This is a genomic window from Streptacidiphilus jiangxiensis (assembly GCF_900109465.1).
Classification (GTDB): Bacteria; Actinomycetota; Actinomycetes; order Streptomycetales; family Streptomycetaceae; genus Streptacidiphilus; species Streptacidiphilus jiangxiensis.
This window is the reverse complement of record NZ_FOAZ01000011.1, coordinates 90,434-107,734: the sequence shown is the minus strand read 5'-3', so window position 1 is coordinate 107,734 and position 17,301 is coordinate 90,434. Positions and strand designations below refer to the sequence as shown.

The 17,301-nt window shown below is 73.3% G+C and carries 16 protein-coding genes; 10 read left to right on the top strand and 6 right to left on the bottom strand.

The window, feature by feature from the left end; genetic code table 11:
* Positions 1 to 79 precede the first annotated feature (79 nt).
* A complete protein-coding gene (locus tag BMY61_RS21625) occupies positions 80 to 490 on the top strand; it encodes an MmcQ/YjbR family DNA-binding protein (RefSeq protein WP_042449076.1) in 411 nt (136 codons plus the stop codon).
* Here the strand turns inward: BMY61_RS21625 and BMY61_RS21620 are convergent.
* Complete coding sequence (locus BMY61_RS21620; protein ID WP_042449073.1) at positions 453 to 818, bottom strand: cupin domain-containing protein; 366 nt, start codon at positions 816 to 818, stop codon at positions 453 to 455. The two genes, BMY61_RS21625 and BMY61_RS21620, sit on opposite strands and share 38 nt — an antisense overlap.
* Positions 819 to 1,067: 249 nt before the next feature.
* Between BMY61_RS21620 and BMY61_RS21615 the strand changes: the two genes are divergently transcribed.
* From BMY61_RS21615 to BMY61_RS21600, 4 genes are all read left to right on the top strand, one after another.
* Positions 1,068 to 1,823 (top strand): AIM24 family protein, encoded by a 756-nt coding sequence (locus BMY61_RS21615; RefSeq protein WP_042449068.1) that lies wholly within the window; start codon positions 1,068 to 1,070, stop codon positions 1,821 to 1,823.
* Positions 1,824 to 2,123: 300 nt separating this feature from the next.
* A complete protein-coding gene (locus BMY61_RS21610) occupies positions 2,124 to 3,293 on the top strand; it encodes a molybdopterin-dependent oxidoreductase (protein WP_082015087.1) in 1,170 nt (389 codons plus the stop codon).
* A gap of 2 nt (positions 3,294 to 3,295) precedes the next feature.
* A complete protein-coding gene (locus BMY61_RS21605) occupies positions 3,296 to 3,781 on the top strand; it encodes a hypothetical protein (protein ID WP_063773268.1) in 486 nt (161 codons plus the stop codon).
* A 68-nt stretch (positions 3,782 to 3,849) separates the two neighbouring features.
* Positions 3,850 to 4,380 (top strand): MOSC domain-containing protein, encoded by a 531-nt coding sequence (locus tag BMY61_RS21600; protein ID WP_201777577.1) that lies wholly within the window; start codon positions 3,850 to 3,852, stop codon positions 4,378 to 4,380.
* Between the two features lie 60 nt (positions 4,381 to 4,440).
* On the opposite strand, the gene BMY61_RS21595 is transcribed toward BMY61_RS21600, so the two are convergent.
* A complete protein-coding gene (locus BMY61_RS21595) occupies positions 4,441 to 5,733 on the bottom strand; it encodes a glycosyl hydrolase family 8 (protein WP_063773267.1) in 1,293 nt (430 codons plus the stop codon).
* A gap of 187 nt (positions 5,734 to 5,920) precedes the next feature.
* On the opposite strand from BMY61_RS21595, the gene BMY61_RS21590 reads away from it, so the two are divergent.
* Positions 5,921 to 6,790: an ATP-grasp domain-containing protein gene (locus BMY61_RS21590; protein ID WP_082015086.1), complete on the top strand. Its 870-nt coding sequence runs from the start codon at positions 5,921 to 5,923 to the stop codon at positions 6,788 to 6,790.
* Positions 6,787 to 7,503 carry a 4'-phosphopantetheinyl transferase family protein gene (locus BMY61_RS21585; protein WP_042449065.1) on the top strand — a complete coding sequence of 239 codons (717 nt, stop codon included), beginning with the start codon at positions 6,787 to 6,789 and terminating at the stop codon, positions 7,501 to 7,503. Before BMY61_RS21590 ends, BMY61_RS21585 begins: the two co-directional genes overlap by 4 nt.
* A gap of 214 nt (positions 7,504 to 7,717) precedes the next feature.
* Here BMY61_RS21585 and BMY61_RS21580 read toward each other — a convergent pair whose 3' ends face one another.
* Positions 7,718 to 8,449, bottom strand: coding sequence for a hypothetical protein (locus BMY61_RS21580; protein WP_042449062.1), 732 nt, complete (start codon positions 8,447 to 8,449; stop codon positions 7,718 to 7,720).
* Positions 8,450 to 8,634: 185 nt separating this feature from the next.
* Here BMY61_RS21580 and BMY61_RS21575 point away from each other — a divergent pair, with 185 nt between their 5' ends.
* On the top strand, positions 8,635 to 10,755 hold the full coding sequence (locus BMY61_RS21575; protein WP_042449059.1) for an alpha-galactosidase: 2,121 nt from the start codon (positions 8,635 to 8,637) through the stop codon (positions 10,753 to 10,755).
* 51 nt (positions 10,756 to 10,806) lie between these two features.
* Here BMY61_RS21575 and BMY61_RS21570 read toward each other — a convergent pair whose 3' ends face one another.
* The 3 genes from BMY61_RS21570 to BMY61_RS21560 form a co-directional block, all read right to left on the bottom strand.
* Positions 10,807 to 12,150 (bottom strand): DUF6745 domain-containing protein, encoded by a 1,344-nt coding sequence (locus BMY61_RS21570; RefSeq protein WP_042449056.1) that lies wholly within the window; start codon positions 12,148 to 12,150, stop codon positions 10,807 to 10,809.
* A gap of 57 nt (positions 12,151 to 12,207) precedes the next feature.
* Complete coding sequence (locus BMY61_RS21565; protein ID WP_042449054.1) at positions 12,208 to 12,546, bottom strand: hypothetical protein; 339 nt, start codon at positions 12,544 to 12,546, stop codon at positions 12,208 to 12,210.
* A gap of 120 nt (positions 12,547 to 12,666) precedes the next feature.
* Positions 12,667 to 13,440, bottom strand: a complete 774-nt coding sequence (locus BMY61_RS21560; protein ID WP_236656054.1) for a Pr6Pr family membrane protein — start codon at positions 13,438 to 13,440, stop codon at positions 12,667 to 12,669.
* Positions 13,441 to 13,765: 325 nt separating this feature from the next.
* Here BMY61_RS21560 and egtA point away from each other — a divergent pair, with 325 nt between their 5' ends.
* The gene (egtA, locus tag BMY61_RS21555) at positions 13,766 to 15,079 is read left to right on the top strand and encodes an ergothioneine biosynthesis glutamate--cysteine ligase EgtA (protein WP_042449051.1); all 1,314 of its coding nucleotides are present in this window, start codon (positions 13,766 to 13,768) and stop codon (positions 15,077 to 15,079) included.
* Complete coding sequence (egtB, locus tag BMY61_RS21550) at positions 15,076 to 16,503, top strand: ergothioneine biosynthesis protein EgtB (RefSeq protein WP_042449049.1); 1,428 nt, start codon at positions 15,076 to 15,078, stop codon at positions 16,501 to 16,503. Before egtA ends, egtB begins: the two co-directional genes overlap by 4 nt.
* Positions 16,504 to 17,301: the final 798 nt, after the last annotated feature.

Here is a 17,301-nt window from a genome sequence, read left to right as displayed (position 1 = left end):
CAGCAACCCCGATCCGGGGTGACATTCCGTCATCCCGGAGATCCACCTCATGTTAACGGCGGGACGGCAGACTGGTGCCATGCATCACGGATCGTTCACGTCAGGTCAACTCCGAGCCTTCTGCCTGGACTTCAACGGCTCGGAGGAGACGTTCCCGTTCAACCCGGAGACGTCCGTCTTCAAGGTCGGCGGCAAGATCTTCGCCATCTCGGCGCTGGACGCGCAGCCGCTGCAGGTCAGCCTGAAATGCGATCCGGAACTCGCGGTGCGGCTGCGCGCGGAGCATCCGGCGATCACGGGCGGCTGGCACCTCAACAAGCGCCACTGGAACACGGCCCTGCTGGACGGCTCGCTCCCGGACCGGCTGGTCCGGGAGATGGTCGAGGACTCCTACGACCTGGTGGTCTCCTCGCTGCCGCGCAAGCAACAACTGCTGCTCGACTGGCCCGGGCTCAGGACCCGGACGGCGCCGACGGAAGGTCGATCGTGAGGTAGGTCTTGCGGAGCGTCTCGTGGACCTCCCACACGCCCGTCCATCCGGCGGGCGTCACCAGCGTGTCACCGGGCCCGATCTCGACCGGCTCGCCGCCCGTCGGGGTGACCGTGGCGCGCCCGGAGAGGATCTGGCACACCTCGTGGTAGCCCTCCCGGGTCGCCGCGAACCGGCCCGGCGTCGCCTCCCACACACCGGCTTCCGCGCCCTCCGGCGACGTCCACACCGTACGCAGCGCCTCCTGCTGCCCCTCGGTGGTGCTGGTCGGCTTGGGCGCGAACGCGCCGAGCTCGGCCCGGTCGGCGCGGTGCAGGACGATGGCCATCGTGGCGGCTCCTTCTGGTCGGTGGGTCACCACGCTGCCAAACCCGCCTCCGCAGGGCCACCGCCAAGCTGTAAGGCCGCAGCGGTCCGCACCGACAGGTCGCGAACCACCCGCGCGCCCATCGAGCGCCGACCGTGCGTCCGCGTCCCGTCCCGGTCCGGCAACAGTCCTGCCGACCTGGCTTTTCCGCCCCCGCGCCGAGCGCTACGGTGCGGGCAGAAGCAACGCGATCTGGAGGGGGCAGCCGCCATGCAGGCTGAGATCAAGGGCAGCACCATGCCGGTGCTGGAGGTACAGCTCGGTCCCGGTGAGTACGTGGTGACACCCCACGGCGAACTGTCGTGGATGTCCGGAAACATCCAGATGTCGCAGACCATGTCCGGCGGCGGACCCGGCAACGGTGGCGGCTTCATGGGCGCGATCAAGCGCGTCATGGGTGGCGGCAGCCTCTTCCTGACGCAGTACCAGGCCCAGGGCAGCGCGGGCCTGGTCGCCTTCGCCTCCAAGGTGCCCGGCCACATCGTTCCGGTGGACCTCGCCCCCGGCCGCAGCGTCATGGTCCACCGCCACGGCTGGCTCGCCGGAACGCCCGGCATCACCCCGTCCGTGGGTTTCCAGCAGAGCATCCGTGGCGGCCTGTGGGGCGGCGACGGCTTCCTGCTGCAGAAGCTGGAGGGCCAGGGCCGCGCCTGGATCGAGCTCTCCGGCGAGCTCACCACGTACACGCTCGCCCCCGGCCAGACGATGCTGGCGCACCCCGGCCACGTGGGCATGTTCGACCAGTCCGTCCAGTTCTCGATGACCCGGATTCCCGGCATCGCGAACAAGATCTTCGGCCAGGACGGCTTCCTGCTGGTGGCCCTGACCGGGCCGGGCCAGATCTGGCTGCAGAGCATGCCCCTGCCCAACCTCGCCCACTCCCTCGCCCCCTACCTCCCGGCCCAGGGCGGCGAGAACGTGGAAGCCGCCGGCGTCGGCGGCCTCATCGGCGGCATGCTGCGCTGACGCGCAGGCGGGCAGTTGCACTACCCGCAGTTGCACTACCCAGGGGCGCGAGGCTCCGCTGATTTGCGACTCCGCCGCGTGGGCGCGAGAGGGCCAGTACGCGCTCCCGCAGGCCGTTGCACCCTCCAGGGGCGCGGGGAACGGCGCGACAAGCCACCCACATGCGGTTGGCCATCAACGCGCAGGGCCATCCGCACGCCCGTGGCTTCTCGCGCAGTTCCCCGCGCCCCTGAGGTCCGTAAGACTTCCGTAGCCGGGCCGATAGGCCTCGACACCGCTGGTCAGCGGTCTCATGGAGACATGAGACGTCTCCGCCCGCGGAACCCACTCGACGTGCCCCTCCCCGCGCCGCCGGCAGCGCTTCGGCGCGGGCCGCTGCGGGAGGGCGCGTTCCGCTCCCGACTGCACGAACCGCGGACCGCGGTCGTACTGGGGCGGTGGCTCGGCGCAGCCGTACTCCTCTGCTTCGCGACCGGGCTGATCAGCCACGTCCTGCAGCAACCGCCGGGCTGGCTGCGCGATCACCTGCCGAGCCGGCCCGTGCAGGGCTACCGGATCACCCAGGGCCTGCACGTGATCAGCGGTATCGCCGCCATCCCGCTGCTGGGAGCGAAACTGTGGGTCGTCTACCCGCGGCTGTTCGCGTGGCCGCCGGCCCGCACCGTGCGGCACGCGCTGGAGCGCCTCGGGATCGCCCTGCTCCTCGGCGCCCTGCTGCTGGAGCTGTTCACGGGACTGCTCAACACCCTGCAGTGGTACCCGTGGCCGTTCCCGTTCCGGCAGACGCACTTCTGGCTGGCCTGGATCGCCGTCGGCGGTCTGCTGCTCCACATCGCCGCCAAGGGACCGGAGATCGCGGAGCACTGGCGGCGCTCCAAGCCGCCACTCCCGGGACGGCGGGCGCTGCTGGGGTCGGTGGCGGCCGCCGTCGGCGCGGTCACGTTGGTGACCGCAGGTCAGACCGTGCCGTGGCTGCGGTCCTTGGACCTGCTCGGGCCGCGTCGGCCGGACCTCGGACCACAGGGCATCCCCGTCAACCGGACGGCCGCGCAGGCGGGAACGGTGCACGCGCCCACCGACTGGCGGCTCCGTGTCGACGGCCCGCGTCCGTACACCCTCACCATGGCCGAGCTGCTCGCTCTGCCCCAGACGGACGTCGACCTGCCGATCGCCTGCGTGGAGGGGTGGAGCGCCTCCGCCCGCTGGGGCGGCGTGCGGCTGCGGGACCTGCTCGACCGGGCGGGGGCCGCGCCGGGCGCACTGGTCCGGGTCACCTCGCTCGAGCAGGGCGGCCCCTACGCGGTCATGACGATGCCGCACACCTACGCGCGCGACCCCCTCACCGTGCTCGCGCTCCGGATCAACGGCCAGGTGCTGCACCCCGACCACGGCTATCCGGCGCGGATCGTGGCACCGAACCGTCCGGGCGTGCTGCAGACCAAGTGGGTCTCCCGGCTGGAGGTGCTCTGAGCATGACGGTACGAGTCCTGCGCACCGCGCTGGCCCTGCTCGGGATCGGCGTGATCGGCTACGGCCTCTACGGGCTGCTGCACGACCCGTACATCCGCGACCCGGCGGACGTCCTGGTCTGGGGCGTCGGCGGGGTGGTGCTGCACGACGGGTTCTGGCTGCCGTTGGTGCTACTGGTGGGTACCGCCCTGGTCAGGCGGCCGCTGCTGCGCGGCGGGCTGGTGGTGGCGGCCGCGCTGACCGCGGTCGGGCTGCCGGCGGTGCTGCGCGCGGGTGTGGACCACGGCAACCCGAGCCTGCTGCCGCTGCCGTACCTGCGCAACTGGCTGCTGCTGCTCGCGGCGGTCGCGGTCGTCGTCGCGCTGCTCGCGGTGGCGCCGCGCGTGCCGGGCGCGGTGCGCGCCACAGAACGACGTGTACGTCGGTGGCTCCCGCCTGCGAGAATGAGGCGCAAGCCCGCGCCTCCCCGCCCCACCCGGCGGGACTGACAGAAGGGCCCTGTGTGACCGACCACGCCGCAGCCGCCAGCGCCGCCGCTCCCGTGACCGCCGCCGTCGTGACCGCCGTGAGCCGCGACGCCGAGCACCGCTTCAGCAAGGACAACGTGCCCGCGATCCGCCTCCTCGCCGGGCTCGGCGTGGAGGGCGACACGCACCTGGGCGTCACCGTCCAGCACCGCTCCCGCGTCGCCGCCGACCCGACCCAGCCGAACCTGCGCCAGGTCCACCTGATGCATGCGGAGTTCCACGACGAGCTGCGCGACGCCGGGTTCGACGTCGCGGCCGGGGCACTGGGCGAGAACGTCACCACGCGCGGTCTGGACCTGCTCGGCCTGCCGCGCGGCGCGCGCCTGCGCCTCGGCGCCGAGGCCGAGGTGGAGATCACCGGCCTGCGCAACCCCTGCCCGCAGATCAACGCCTACCGCGTGGGTCTGCTGAAGGAGTGCGTCGGCAAGGACGCCGACGGCAACGTGGTGCGCAAGGCCGGGATCATGGGCGTCGTGCTGCGCGGCGGCGAGATCCGCCCCGGCGACCCGATCACGGTGGAACTGCCCGACGGGCCGCACGTCCCGCTCGAACGGGTCTGAGCGGGTCCGGGCGGGCCGGGCGGGTCCGAGCGGGTCAGGCCGGTCCGGGGAGCGGCCGGTTCAGTGCTGGGCGGGGTTCCAGTAGTCGCCCGCCATCACGATCAGCACCAGCGTCTTGATGGTCTCGCCGTAGTAGCCGTCGCCGAACGGGTTGGTCTGCAGCTGCTTCCAGATCCCGTCCGTCCAGGCCTGGTCGCCGGAGGCCATCGCCGCCGGGCCGATCGAGTCGCCGGCCTCCTCCGCCTGGGTGTCACCGGAGACGTTGCCGTTGGCGCAGTTCAGCTTGATGTGCGGCTGCACCTTGGCGGGGTTGCCGCCGGCGAGCTTCTTGGTGCAGGCGGACCACTTCTTGGCGTCCGCGAGCGAGACGGCCGCCGTGGTCGGGCCGTAGAGCAGCGCGTCGGTGCCGAGGTGCCAGGGGACACGGATGGAGTTGTAGCCGACGATGTTGTCGGGCTGGTCCTCCTGGTAGTTGGCGGGCGCCGGGGCGGGCGCGGTGGTGTTGGCGTGGATGACGAAGTCCGACATCAGGCCCGCGCTCGACGAGTACGCCGCAGTGAACTCGCTGACCACCGCCTGCATCCGGTTCACGACCTTGCCCCAGTCGTGGGCAGTGTCGTAGGCGGCGAAGGCGCGCAGGTGGTCCAGCATGTTGTCGGACGGCCGGGTGTCGGTGGAGGGACCGTCGTCCTCGCACTTCAGGTGGCCGTCCGAGGTCACGTCGTGGGCGTAGACGCTCGCCAGCCAGGCCTTCGCGTCGGCCGTGTAACCGCCCCACTGCTTGTCCGCGAGGATCAGGCCGTAGCCGATGTCCAGGTCGCCGTCGGTGGCCGCGTCGGGCGTGCCGGAGCTGTAGTACTTGCAGGTCTTGCCGTCCAACTGCCACTGCATCAGGCCCCACTGGTCCTTGTGGTCCTTGACCAGCTGCCACAGGCCGTTGAACTCGGTCTGTGCGTTGGCGTCGTAACCGGCCATCAGCGGCACGATGTTCATGCCGTAGCCCTGGCCCTCGGAGACCGGACCGTTGTTGGTGGCGTCGCCGTCGCCCTTGGTGGAGACGTAGTACTCGTTGCTCGCGCAGCCGTGGTGGAGGTAGGTGGACTTCCACGAGTCGTACTGCTTCTCGACGGCGGCGTCGCGCGACGACTGGGAGGCGGACGGCATCACGCCGGTCCGGTAGGTCTGGTGCAGCGGGAAGGCCAGCTTGGGCGTGGCCGTCGCGGCCCGACCGGCCGTCGCGGCGCGGGCGGCGGTCGCGGCGGCGTCCGCGTTGCCGCCGACGGCGAGGGCACCCCCGGCGAGGGCGGCGGAGGCCGCGAGCGCGGCGACGAGGCGTTGCGGAGTACGGGACATGACACTCCTTCGCATGTTAGGAAACCTTCCTAACCAGGTTCCGGATGGTGGGAGTCTTCCGCCCACCTGGCGGGGCGTCAATACCGCGGGCAGCGTCGACTGTCGGCAGCAGGACAAGATCCAAGATCCATCCGGCCCGGTCACCGGATAGGCTCGCCACCGGGCCACCTACCGAGAGGCGCAACCCGTGTCCGACATCGTCCTGCTCACCGGCCGCACCATGCCGCGCGAGGTCACCGAGAACGACCTGCTCGTCACCGAGCTGCGAAGCCTCGGCGTCACCGCCGAGATCCAGCCGTGGGACGAGCCGCTGGACTGGGACGCGCACGGCATGGCGCTCGTGCGCACCACCTGGGACTACTGGGACCGCCTGGAGGAGTTCCTCACCTGGGCCGAGCGCACCGACCGTGCCACCACCCTGCGCAACCCCGCCGAGGTCATCACCTGGAACCACCACAAGGGCTACCTCCCGGCCCTCGGCGAACAGGGCACGGCCGTCATACCCACCACGCTGCTGCCGCGCGGCGCGGACCAGGCCGCGATCGACGCGGCCCTCGCGGAGTTCCGCGAGCGACACGGCACCGTCGAGACCGTCGCCAAGCCCGCCGTCTCGGCGGGGGCGCGTGGAGCGTTGCGCTCCCCCGTGGATGCGCCGGAGACCGCCGCGCACCTGCGGGAGCTCACCCGACACGGTGACGCGCTGCTCCAGCCGCTGGTGGAGTCGGTGCTCAGCCGCGGCGAGACCTCGCTGGTCTTCTTCGGCACCGAGTTCAGCCACGCCGTGCGCAAGGTGCCCGCCTCCGGCGAGTACCGGATCCACGAGCACCACGGCGGCACGGTGCAGGAACACCTCCCCAGCGAGGCCGAGTTGGCCGTCGCACGGGCCGCGTTGAAGGGCGCCCCCGCGCCCGTCGCCTACGGCCGCGTCGACCTGGTGGAGCTCGCCGACGGCCCCGCCGTCATGGAGCTGGAGCTGATCGAGCCCGAGCTCTTCCTCCCCTTCGCTCCGGGCGCGACCGCCCGCTATGCCCACCACCTGGCCGGACTGCTGCCGTGACCGTCGAAGCCAAGATCGGAGGCGGGGCCGGGGCCGGGGCGGAGGTCGAACTCTGGCTCGTCGACGCCCGGGTCCCGCAGCCCGCGCTGGACCTGGAGCTCCTCGACGCGGCCGAGCGCGAGCGTGCCGCGCGGTTCCTGCACGAGAGCGACCGGGTCATGTACGAGGTGGCGCACGCCGCCCTGCGCACCGTCCTGGCCGCCCGCACCGGCCTGCCCGCGGCAGGTCTGCGCTTCGAGCGCGAGCCGTGCCCGTGCTGCGGCGAGCTCCACGGCCGACCCCGGCTCGCCGCCGGAGCCGTGCCGACGCCGCTCCCGGCGTTCTCCCTCTCGCACGGCGGCGGCCTGGTGCTGATCGGCGTCGCGCCGGACACGACACCGATCGGCGTCGACGTGGAGGCCCTCCCCTCGGCGGAGACCGCGCGGGAGACCGCCGTCTCCCTCCACCCAGCGGAACAGGCGGAGTTCGCCCTCCACCCCGACGGCGCGGCACCCGCGGCCTTCGCCAGGATCTGGACCCGCAAGGAGGCCTACCTCAAGGCCCTGGGCACCGGCCTCGGCCGCAACCTGGCCGCCGACTACCTCGGCGACGACCCCGCCGCCCTCCCCCCGGGCTGGACCGTCACCACCGTCCAGGTCGGCCCCTCCCACGCCGCCGCCTTCGCCCTGGCGACCCCGGGCGCCACTTTCACCCTGCGCGAGAGCTTCACCTAGTCACCCGCTTCCACCCCGGTGCGGGACCGCCCCCGCCCCGGCGCAGGCCTTGGCACCGACCAGGCGACGCGCAGGCCGGGCGATGCGGGAAACCGGGCCGACACAGGAACCGGCGCAATGCGGGAAACCGGGCCGACACGGGAACCGGCGCGATGCGGAAACGGGCGCGACGCGGGAACCGGGCGCGACACGCGAACCGGCGCGGCACGACCGCTCACGCGGCCACGGCCGGGCCCTGGTTGACGAGGGTGACCGGGACACCCCCGGTCAGTTGCTCCAGGTGGCGCCGGAACGCCGCCGAGGCGACGCCTGCGGCGTTCGTGTCGACCTCGAGCGAGGACGCGTCGGCGCCGGCGCCGACGCCGTTGATCGGGAAGCCCAGCGCGCCCTTGCCCGCCAACGGGACCAGGCGCTGCGCCGCCGCACTCAGCCGCGCAGCGGAGTAACGGGCGAGGTAGAGGTCCAGCCGGCCGACGTCGATCCGCGGATCGATCCGCTTCGCCGCCTCGGCCAGCCGTCGGCCGCCCGCCAGATCGGTGACGCACAGGGCGACCCGGCCCACGGGGTAGTCGGTGATCTGGGTGCCGTAGACGTCAGCGAACGCGGACTCGCGCCCCGCCGTGCCGACGGCCTGCGAGAGCGCCTCCGCCTGAGGCGTCGAGGCCGGAGTGTGGTCGATGTAGGTGGGGACGACGCCGGTCTGCCACTGCGCCGGCGTCGGGCAGGGCCCGCCCGGGGTCGCCGCGCCCGCCGGGGCGGCTGCCCCCGGCACCACGGGTGAGGCGACGCGAGTGGTCGCCTTCGGCGTGGGTGTCGGGGTCAGGCCGCCACCACCCGTGACGACCTGCGTGCCCCCGGACGTCCCCGCCGCACACCCCGTGACCAGCAGGCCGACGGCCAACCAACCGGCCGTGCCGACACCGTTCCTGACGCCTCGACGTCCCATGCCCCCGCTCCGTTCCCTCGTCGTGTGCCGGTGGGACGCACGCCGTCCTCAGGCGGTTCCGCCGTAACCCTAGTGTCATGTGGCATGTGCAATTACACTCGCGCCGAAACACGGAACCACAGAAACGAACACCACCGCACGGCGCACCATCCACCCGCCCCTCGCGCCTCCCTGGAGTCACGTCCATGCGTGCACCACACGCCCGTCACAGTCGCCGACACCGGCTCGCCGGAACCCTGCTCGCCGTCGCCCTCCTCGGTGCCGGCTCGGTCGCGAGCGCCGGGCTGGGCCTCGCCACCGCCGCACCCGCCGCCGCGCTCGACAACGGCACCGCGCTCACCCCGCCCATGGGGTGGAACTCCTGGAACACCTTCGGACCGGGGATCAACGAGCAGGAGGTCCAGCAGACCATCGACTACATGTCGGCCAACGGTCTGGTCGCCGCCGGCTACACCACCGTGACCATCGACGACGGCTGGTCGCTCATGCATCGCAGCGGCCAGACCACCGACATCGTCAAGGACGCCTACGGCTCACTGCAGCTGTACGACGCGGCGGGCAACCCCGTCAGCGGCACCGACGGCACGGGTGTCGACCCGACCTCCGGCCACCTGATCCCCGACCCGGACAACTTTCCCTCGCAGACGGTGAACGGACAGACCGTCAACGGCATCCAGTACCTGGCCTGGTACGCACACAGCAAGGGCATGAAGTTCGGCCTGTACGCGACCGACACGTACACCACCTGTCAGGGCCACCCTGGCAGCCTCGGCCACGAGGCCACCGACGCGGCCGACTTCGTCTCCTGGGGCGTCGACTTCGTCAAGTACGACGACTGCCCCTACGGGCCGCCGATCACCGGGCCGGACGGGCACAACTACGGCACGCAGGGCGAGGGCAAGGAGCTCACCGAGTCCGTCTACGCGCGCGTCCAGACGTTCCAGAAGGCGCTCGACGCCGCCACCACCGCTCAGGGGAGGAGCAGCCGGATCACCCTCAGCGTCTCGGCCCAGCCCGTCCACACCGGCGTCCCCTACCTCCAGGACCCGAACGACCCGGCCCGCACCGACCCGGTCGTCGAGGCCGCGGGCACGCCCGCCTACCAGGCGCCCGGTTACGCGCCGACCGGCGTCTGGTGCGGGCAGGTCGCCAACCTCTGCCGGATCGGCGGGGACCGTGACAGCGAGCTCGACGGCGTGCTCTACCAAGGGCAGTTGCAGACGGCACTGCAGTACCGGGCGGGCGTCCGACCGGGCAGCTGGAACGACATGGACATGATGTTCGCGGGCTGGCAGGACCCCTACGGCCTGTGGGGCACCACCGACACCTGCACCTGTCACAAGCCCTTCACCGACACCGAGTCGGCGACGGAGATCTCGATCCTGTCGATGATGGCGGCGCCGCTCATCTCCGGCACCGACTTCCGCACCGCCGCCGACTCGGTGCAGAGCTACGACGGCGCGACCTGGTCCACCGGTATCTCGGCCTCCGCCCTCGCGCTCTACAAGAACCGCGACGTGATCGCGATCGACCAGGACAGTCTGGCCAAGCCGGCCACGCTCGTCGGTGCGGCCCCGGACTCCGCCACCGCGCCCGTCGTGCTCCAGCGGCAACTGGCGAACGGCGACACCGTCGTGGCGCTGGTCAACCAGGACCCGACCAACTCCCGGACGGTGAGCACCAGCCTGAGCGCGCTCGGCCTCACCGGCGCGGGCTACTCGTCCAAGGAGCTGTGGACGGGCGCCACCGGCCAGGTCACCGGCGCCGCCGGCGGCACCCTCAGCGCCGCCCTGCCCCCGCACGGCACCGCCCTCTACCGGCTCACCGCGCTGCCGACCACCGTGACCGCGAGCGTCGTCGACGACGGCAAGTACCACGCCCTGAGCGCGGGCGGCACGGGCGGCCTGGTCCTCGAGGTCTCCGGCACCTGCAGTTCGCCCCTCGCCTCCGTCGCCGACGTCAACACCTGGTGGCAGACACACACCTCGGAGATGTGGACCTTCACCAGCAACCCGGACGGGACGGTTCGGATCAGCGACAACTGCGACACGGGCACCCAGGTCCACACCGTGCTCGCGGCCAACACGCAACCGGGCGACAGCGCCTACCTGCTCAACTACTCGGCGGGCAATCCCTGGCAGGAGTGGCGGGTACTGCAGAACACCGCGACGGGGGCCTTGACCGTCACGAACGTCGCCACCGGTCTCGCCCTCGACACCTCCGGCACGGCGGGCGCGGGCAGCACGGTGGTGACGAACGCGGACGACGCGGCGGCACCGGGCCAGTCCTGGACGCTGCTCTCGTGACGCGCTGACGTGCTGACGTGCTGACCACCACGGGCCGGCCGGTCGAGGGGGTCAACTCTGACTCTTCGGCCGGTAGGCCTCGACGGGCATCCCGAACGTCCAGGCCACCCCCTCCAGGGCGGTGCGGGTGGTCGGCGGCACGCGGAACCACTGGACCCGGGGCGTACCGTCCGGCTCCGGCGTGGCCTCGGCCACCTCGACCATCACCAGCGGCTCGTCATCCGGCAGTTCGACGCGCCACAGCACACCCGCCTCGTCGCGGTGGACCTCCTCGGCGTCCGCCGCGGCGAGGTAGCGCGCGCAGCCGAAGTGCTCCAGCATGACCCGGCGCAGCGACGGGCTCCGCTCGGCGCGGATCTCGTCCACGGTCAGGGCATCGAGGCGCTCGAACAGCGCGCGGGACAGGGGCGTGCCGTGCCAGGCGTGCAGCGCGAAGCCGTCGGCGTAGGCGAGGGCCGGGCCGTCCGCCCGGTGCAGGCGGCCGGACGCGTCCAACTCGAGCGCGGCCGGGACCTCCGCCAGCACGACCACGTCCGCATAGGGCCACCACCAGCCGGCGGACCGGGCCAGCGCCACCTGTCCGGCGAGCCCCGGATCGTCCGCGAGCCCGGCCAGCCGGATCGCGTCCTGCTGCCCGGGAACCGCGTCGTACAGCGCAAGACGCACAGCCGTCCGCGCGCCCTCGGCGAAGCCGTTCGCGGCAGCGTCGGCGAGGCCGTTCGCGGCACCGTCGACGAAGCCGTTCGCGGAGCCGTTCACGGCACCGTCGGCAGAGCCGTTCACGGCACCGTCGGCGGAGGCGTGCGCGAAGCCGTCGGCGGAGCTGCCCGCGGCAGCGTCGGCGAAGCCGTTCACGGCACCGTCGGCGAAGCCGTTCGCGGAGCCGTCCGCGCCCTCGCTCGCGGCGATGCGACCGGCCAGTCCGTCGGCGACGGCGACCCGGATGTGGCGGGCCAGCCGGTCGAGGCGCGGCCAGGTCTCCCCCGAGGTCTCCGTCCACCGCTCCGACCAGGCCGCCCGCCCCTGCCGGGCGACCAGACGCTCCCTGGCCTCCCGCCAGGGCCTCGCCCGCACGGCCTCCTTGACGCTCGGCGCGGGGCGGCGCGGCTGCTCACCGGCCGCACTCGCGACGCCGGCGAGGCCGTGGGCCGCGAGCCGGCGCCGCGCCTCCGCGACGGCCCAACCGGCCTCCGGGCCGGCGAGCCCCTCGACGCCGGTGGTGAGCAGCAGCGCCGCTGCGGCGCCGACCAGCGGCGAGCCGCACCACACCACCGCGCGCGGCTCCGGCAGCCCCGCCTGCCGGTACGCCGCGCGCACGCCCGCCTCCGCGGCGGGTCGGTCGGCCGTCCCGATGCGTGCGCTGATCCGGGCCCACACGTGCTGTTCCGTCGTCATCCCCGTCTCCCTCCTCGCCTCGCCGAGCCTCGCCTCGCCTCGCCCTTCGGCGCACCGTCAGAACTCCGCGACGTCCCCGAGCGCGGGAGGTTCGTAGACACGGCGGCACACCACCCGGTACCAGCCCGCCGGCAGTGCCAGCGGCGCATGCCGCTCGTGCTCCAGCCGCCCGGACCCGGTCAGTTCCAGCCAGGCCTGCTCCGGGTCGGAGCGCCGCTCGGGCGCGCGCAGCAGGCGCCCCGGACCGTCCACCGTGTGCGCGTGACCGCCGGCCCCACCGGGGGCGAGCACCAGCCGCCCCCGCCCGTCACGGGGCTGCGGCGGCAGCGCCGTGACCGAAGCGGGCACGGCGGGCGCCGCGACCCGCACCAGCAGGACGTCTCCTTGGCGATACATCGACCTTCCCCCGTGCCGAGACCCTCGCGCCGACGACTGCCGACCGTTCGCACCGAACAGTAGTACGAGGGTCTGACAATGACGCACCGGGGGGAACTACACCAAAACCGGACAGAACATCTACCTGCCGCCGATCGCCGTCGACTCGCCCGCCCCCGCGTCCGCCCGGAAGGCCGCGCGCACCCGTGTGCCGAGCCGGTCCAGGCCCACCACCACGGCGGCGAGCACCACGAACTCGACCGTCAGCTGAACGATCTGGAGTCCGACCCAGCCGTATCCGTGCCCGGCGGGATCCAGGAAGAAGTACGGGTAGCGGTTCGGGAAGAAGGGGAAGAGCGCCGCACGCAGCTCCGTCAATGCGGCGTAGCCGAGCGGGAAGGCCAGCCAGATCGGCAGGTCGCGCCAGCGCGAGGCGTTGCGCGGGCGCAGGCAGAGCCAGTCGAGCAGCACCATGATCGGCGTCGTGTAGTGCAGGAGCAACAGCGACCAGCTCTGCAGCCGGTCCGCGCCGCTGCCGTGGGTCAGCCCCGGCAGCGGGCTCGCGCCATGGTTGAGCACGACGTGCGCGACGAGGCCGGTGATCAGGATGTAGAGCGTGGCAGCGCCTCGGAGCCGGGGCGCCGGAGCGTCGACGGTGCCGCGGGCGACCATGTGATGCAGGGACGCCAGGAAGTAACCCAGCACGATCACGTTGCTCTCGACCGTGAAGTACACCAACGAGCCCTCGCCGGTGATCAACCCCAGGCCGGCCGAGAGGACGATGCCGACACGCCACCACAGGGCGGGCCGGGTCCACACCGACCGGGCCGACATCGGGGCGGCCGCCCCACCAGGGACACCGTCGGCGACGTCACCGGCCACCGCGGCCCCCACGCTTGCGACACTCTGTTCCACGCTCTGTACCACTGCTTCTTCGCGCTCCGACGGACCGCCGCACTCTACCGACGGGTAGTCCGCAGGGGAAGATCCCGACTGCCCGAAATGCGCCGTCGCACGCGGGTGATTTCCGGCCAAGGTCACCCAGGTGCTCCGCATACGATGCACCCCCGTCGGACCGATGTTCGAGAGCCGTTCGGGTGGTACCCCGCCGCCCTCGCACCGGGCCGGGAACGGCTCAGAGGCCGCTGTCGCAGCCTCGGAACGGCACGGAGGATGGACGCGCTCGGCGTGCCGCCCCGGCCGTCGAGGGGTTAGGTGGGCATGGAAGGAGGAGTGAACCGTGGGACATGAGATCGGTACCGAGGCGAAGGACGAGCTCTCGCTCGACCAGGCCGAAGGCCACATCCACGGCGTGTGCTTCAAGACGGGACCGCCGGGAAACGCGGGCGTGGAGCTCGAATGGCTGGTCCTCGACCGCACGGAGCCGCGCCGCCCCGTACCGCCCGAACGCCTCGACACGGCCCTCGCGTCACTCCCGGCGACGGACGGCCGACTGCCCAGCGGGACCGTGCTCACCCGCGAGCCGGGCGGCCAACTGGAACTGAGCACCGCCTGTGCGCCCGGCCCGCTCGCGTGCGTCACCACTGCCGCGGCCGACCTCGCGCTCGTCCGCACGGCGCTGGACGGCCACGGCCTGCATCTCTCCGGCTACGGCCTGGATCCCTTCCGCGATCCGCCGCGCGTGCTGGACCACCCGCGCTACACAGCCATGGAGACCTACCTCGACCGGATCGGCCCGTGGGGCCGGATGATGATGCGCGCCACCGCCGCCGTGCAGCTCAACCTGGACGCCGGCACCGAGAACGGCGGCCTGGACGGCTACCGCGCCCGCTGGCAGCTGGTGCACCGCCTCGGCCCGGTCCTCGTCGCGGCGTTCGCCAACTCCCCGCTGTGGCAGGGCCGACCAACCGGCTGGCGGTCCACCCGGCAGGCCGTCTGGGAGCACCTCGACCCCAGCCGCACCCGTCCCCCGCAGGGCCTTCCCCCCGACGCCGACCCACGCGACGCCTGGGCGCGCTTCGCGCTCGACGCCGGCCTGCTGTGCCTGCGGCGCGACGAGACCGCCGACTGGACCTCCCCGGCCGGCCACACCTTCGCCTCCTGGCTCCGCGGTGGCGTCGCCGAACGCCCGCCCACCCGCGGCGACCTGGACTACCACCTGAGCACGCTCTTCCCGCCGGTCCGCGCCCGCGGCTGGCTGGAACTGCGCATGATCGACGAGCAGCCCGGCGACGGCTGGATCGTGCCGGCGCTGGTCACCACCGTCCTGCTGGACGACCTGCGGGCGGCCGAGGCCGCCTGGGCGGCCACCGAGCCGCTGTGCGGCGCGTCCTCGCCGTTCCCGCCACTGGCCGTCTGGACCCGCGCCGCCCGCATGGGCGCCTCCGCTCCCGAACTCGCCAAGGCCGCCCTGGCCTGCTTCGAGGCCGCCGACGCGGCCCTCGCCCGGGCCGACGTCCCCGCGCCGCTGCGCGCGGCCGTCACCACCTTCGCCGAGCAGTACACCGCACGCGGGCGATGTCCCGCCGACGACCTCCTGGACGACCTCAGCGCCACCGGTCGCCCCGCCCATCCGGAAGGACTCCCGCGATGACCGCGCCCGCGCACCCGAGCGACCCCGCGACCACCCCCGCCGCCTCGACCACCCCGCCCGCTGCCTCGACGCCCGGCGCGGTCCGCGCGGCCGCACGGGAGGCGCTGGAGCGGGCCCGACGGCGCACGCTCGCGCTCACCGACTGCCTCGACGACGAGGAACTCTGCGCGCAGCACTCCCGACTGATGTCACCGCTCGTCTGGGACCTGGCCCACATCGGCAACCAGGAGGAGATCTGGCTGGTGCGCGCCGCCGGCGGCCAGGACGCGATCCGGCCCGACCTGGACCCGCTCTACGACGCCTTCCAGCACCCGCGGGCCGAGCGGCCCGCACTGCCGCTGCTGCCCCCCGAGCCCGCCCGTCGCTACGTCGCAGCCGTGCGCGACCGGGCCCTCGCCGTGCTGGACACCGCGCGGCTCGACCACGACGAAGCGGACCCCCTCCTCGCCGACGGCTTCGTCTTCGGCATGCTCGCCCAGCACGAGCAGCAGCACGACGAGACCATGCTCGCCACCCACCAACTGCGCCACGGCCCGGCCGTCCTGCGCGCGCCGCGCCCCGCCGCGGCCCCCGCGGACGCCGCCGACCTGCCCGCCGAGACGTGGATACCCGCGGGCCCGTTCACCATGGGCACCGACGACGAGCCGTGGGCCCTGGACAACGAGCGCCCCGCCCACCGCGTCGACGTCGCCGGCTTCTGGCTCGACACCGTGCCCGTCAGCAACCGCGCCTACCAGGCCTTCATGGCCGACGGCGGCTACGAGGACCCGCGCTGGTGGACCACGGCCGGCTGGGCCCACCGGGTCCAGGCAGGCCTGCACGCACCGCTGTTCTGGCGCCGCGCCGATGACCCGGAGGCCACCCCGGGCGGCTGGCTGCGCCGCCGCTTCGGCGTGGTCGAGCCGGTGCCACTGGACGAGCCGGTGCTGCACGTGTGCTGGTACGAGGCCGACGCCTACGCCCGCTGGGCCGGACGCCGGCTGCCGACGGAGGCCGAGTGGGAGAAGGCCGCCCGCCACGACCCGGCCACCGGCCGCTCCCGCCGCTACCCGTGGGGCGACGCCGACCCCACCCCCGAGCTGGCCAACCTCGGACAGCGCCACCTCCAGCCCTCCCCCGTCGGCAGCCACCCGGCCGGCGCCTCCCCGCACGGGGTGCGCCAGCTGATCGGGGACGTGTGGGAGTGGACCGCCAGCGACTTCGCGCCGCACCCCGGCTTCACGGCCTTCCTGTACAAGGAGTACTCGGAGGTCTTCTTCGGACCGGACTACAAGGTGCTGCGCGGCGGCGCGTTCGGCGTGGACCCGGTCGCCTGCCGCGGCACCTTCCGCAACTGGGACTACCCGATCCGCCGACAGATCTTCGCCGGCTTCCGCACCGCCCGCGACGCGAGCCCGGACGAGACTGCGGGGGCCGGTCGCTGATGTGCCGCCACCTCGCCTATCTGGGACCGGTGCGGCCGCTCGCCGACATCGTGCTGCAACCGGCCCGGGGACTGTACGAGCAGTCCTGGTCCCCGCGCCGACAGCGCTACGGCACCGTCAACGCGGACGGCTTCGGCCTGGGCTGGTACCCGGAACCCGTCGTCACGTCCCCCGCCACGTCCCTCGCCGCATCCCTCGCCGGGGACGACGAACAGCCGGAGGCCCCCGAGCCGGCCCGCTACCGGCGGGCGGTCCCGATCTGGGCCGACCCGAACCTGCCCGAGCTCGCCCGCGCCGTCCGCACCGGTGCGCTCCTCGCCGCGGTGCGCTCCGCCACGGCCGGGACGACCCAGGACGAGTCGGCGGCCGCGCCGTTCCGCGACGGGCGCCGCCTCTTCAGCCACAACGGCGCCGTCGCCGACTGGACCCGGCTCCCGGCCGCCCTCGCCGCCGCGCAGGGACCCGGCGCCGACGCGCCACTGGACAGCGCCGCGCTGCTCGCCCTCGACGCACGCAGCGACTCCGCCCTGCTGTGGGCGATGCTCGCCCGCCGCCTGCGCCGGGGCGAACCGGCCGCCGGCGCGCTGGCGGCGCTGGTGCGGCAGGTGGCCTCGGTCCGCCCCGACGCGCGGCTCAACCTGTTGCTCACCGACGGCGCGACGATCGCGGCCACCCGGTACGGCGACACGCTCTGGTACCGGCACGCGCCGGGCCGGGTCCTCGTCGCGTCCGAACCGGACGAGGAACCGGGGACGGACACGACCGGCACCTGGCAGGAGGTCCCCGACCACTCCCTGC

Excerpts from the sequence above, each read along its gene's own strand:
- BMY61_RS21625 (WP_042449076.1), top strand. The coding sequence starts at position 80 with ATGCATCACGGATCGTTCACGTCAGGTCAACTCCGAGCCTTCTGCCTG.
- BMY61_RS21620 (WP_042449073.1), bottom strand. The coding sequence starts at position 818 with ATGGCCATCGTCCTGCACCGCGCCGACCGGGCCGAGCTCGGCGCGTTC.
- BMY61_RS21615 (WP_042449068.1), top strand. The coding sequence starts at position 1,068 with ATGCAGGCTGAGATCAAGGGCAGCACCATGCCGGTGCTGGAGGTACAG.
- BMY61_RS21610 (WP_082015087.1), top strand. The coding sequence starts at position 2,124 with ATGAGACGTCTCCGCCCGCGGAACCCACTCGACGTGCCCCTCCCCGCG.
- BMY61_RS21605 (WP_063773268.1), top strand. The coding sequence starts at position 3,296 with ATGACGGTACGAGTCCTGCGCACCGCGCTGGCCCTGCTCGGGATCGGC.
- BMY61_RS21595 (WP_063773267.1), bottom strand. The coding sequence starts at position 5,733 with ATGTCCCGTACTCCGCAACGCCTCGTCGCCGCGCTCGCGGCCTCCGCC.
- BMY61_RS21580 (WP_042449062.1), bottom strand. The coding sequence starts at position 8,449 with ATGGGACGTCGAGGCGTCAGGAACGGTGTCGGCACGGCCGGTTGGTTG.
- BMY61_RS21575 (WP_042449059.1), top strand. The coding sequence starts at position 8,635 with ATGCGTGCACCACACGCCCGTCACAGTCGCCGACACCGGCTCGCCGGA.
- BMY61_RS21570 (WP_042449056.1), bottom strand. The coding sequence starts at position 12,150 with ATGACGACGGAACAGCACGTGTGGGCCCGGATCAGCGCACGCATCGGG.
- BMY61_RS21565 (WP_042449054.1), bottom strand. The coding sequence starts at position 12,546 with ATGTATCGCCAAGGAGACGTCCTGCTGGTGCGGGTCGCGGCGCCCGCC.
- egtB (WP_042449049.1), top strand. The coding sequence starts at position 15,076 with ATGACCGCGCCCGCGCACCCGAGCGACCCCGCGACCACCCCCGCCGCC.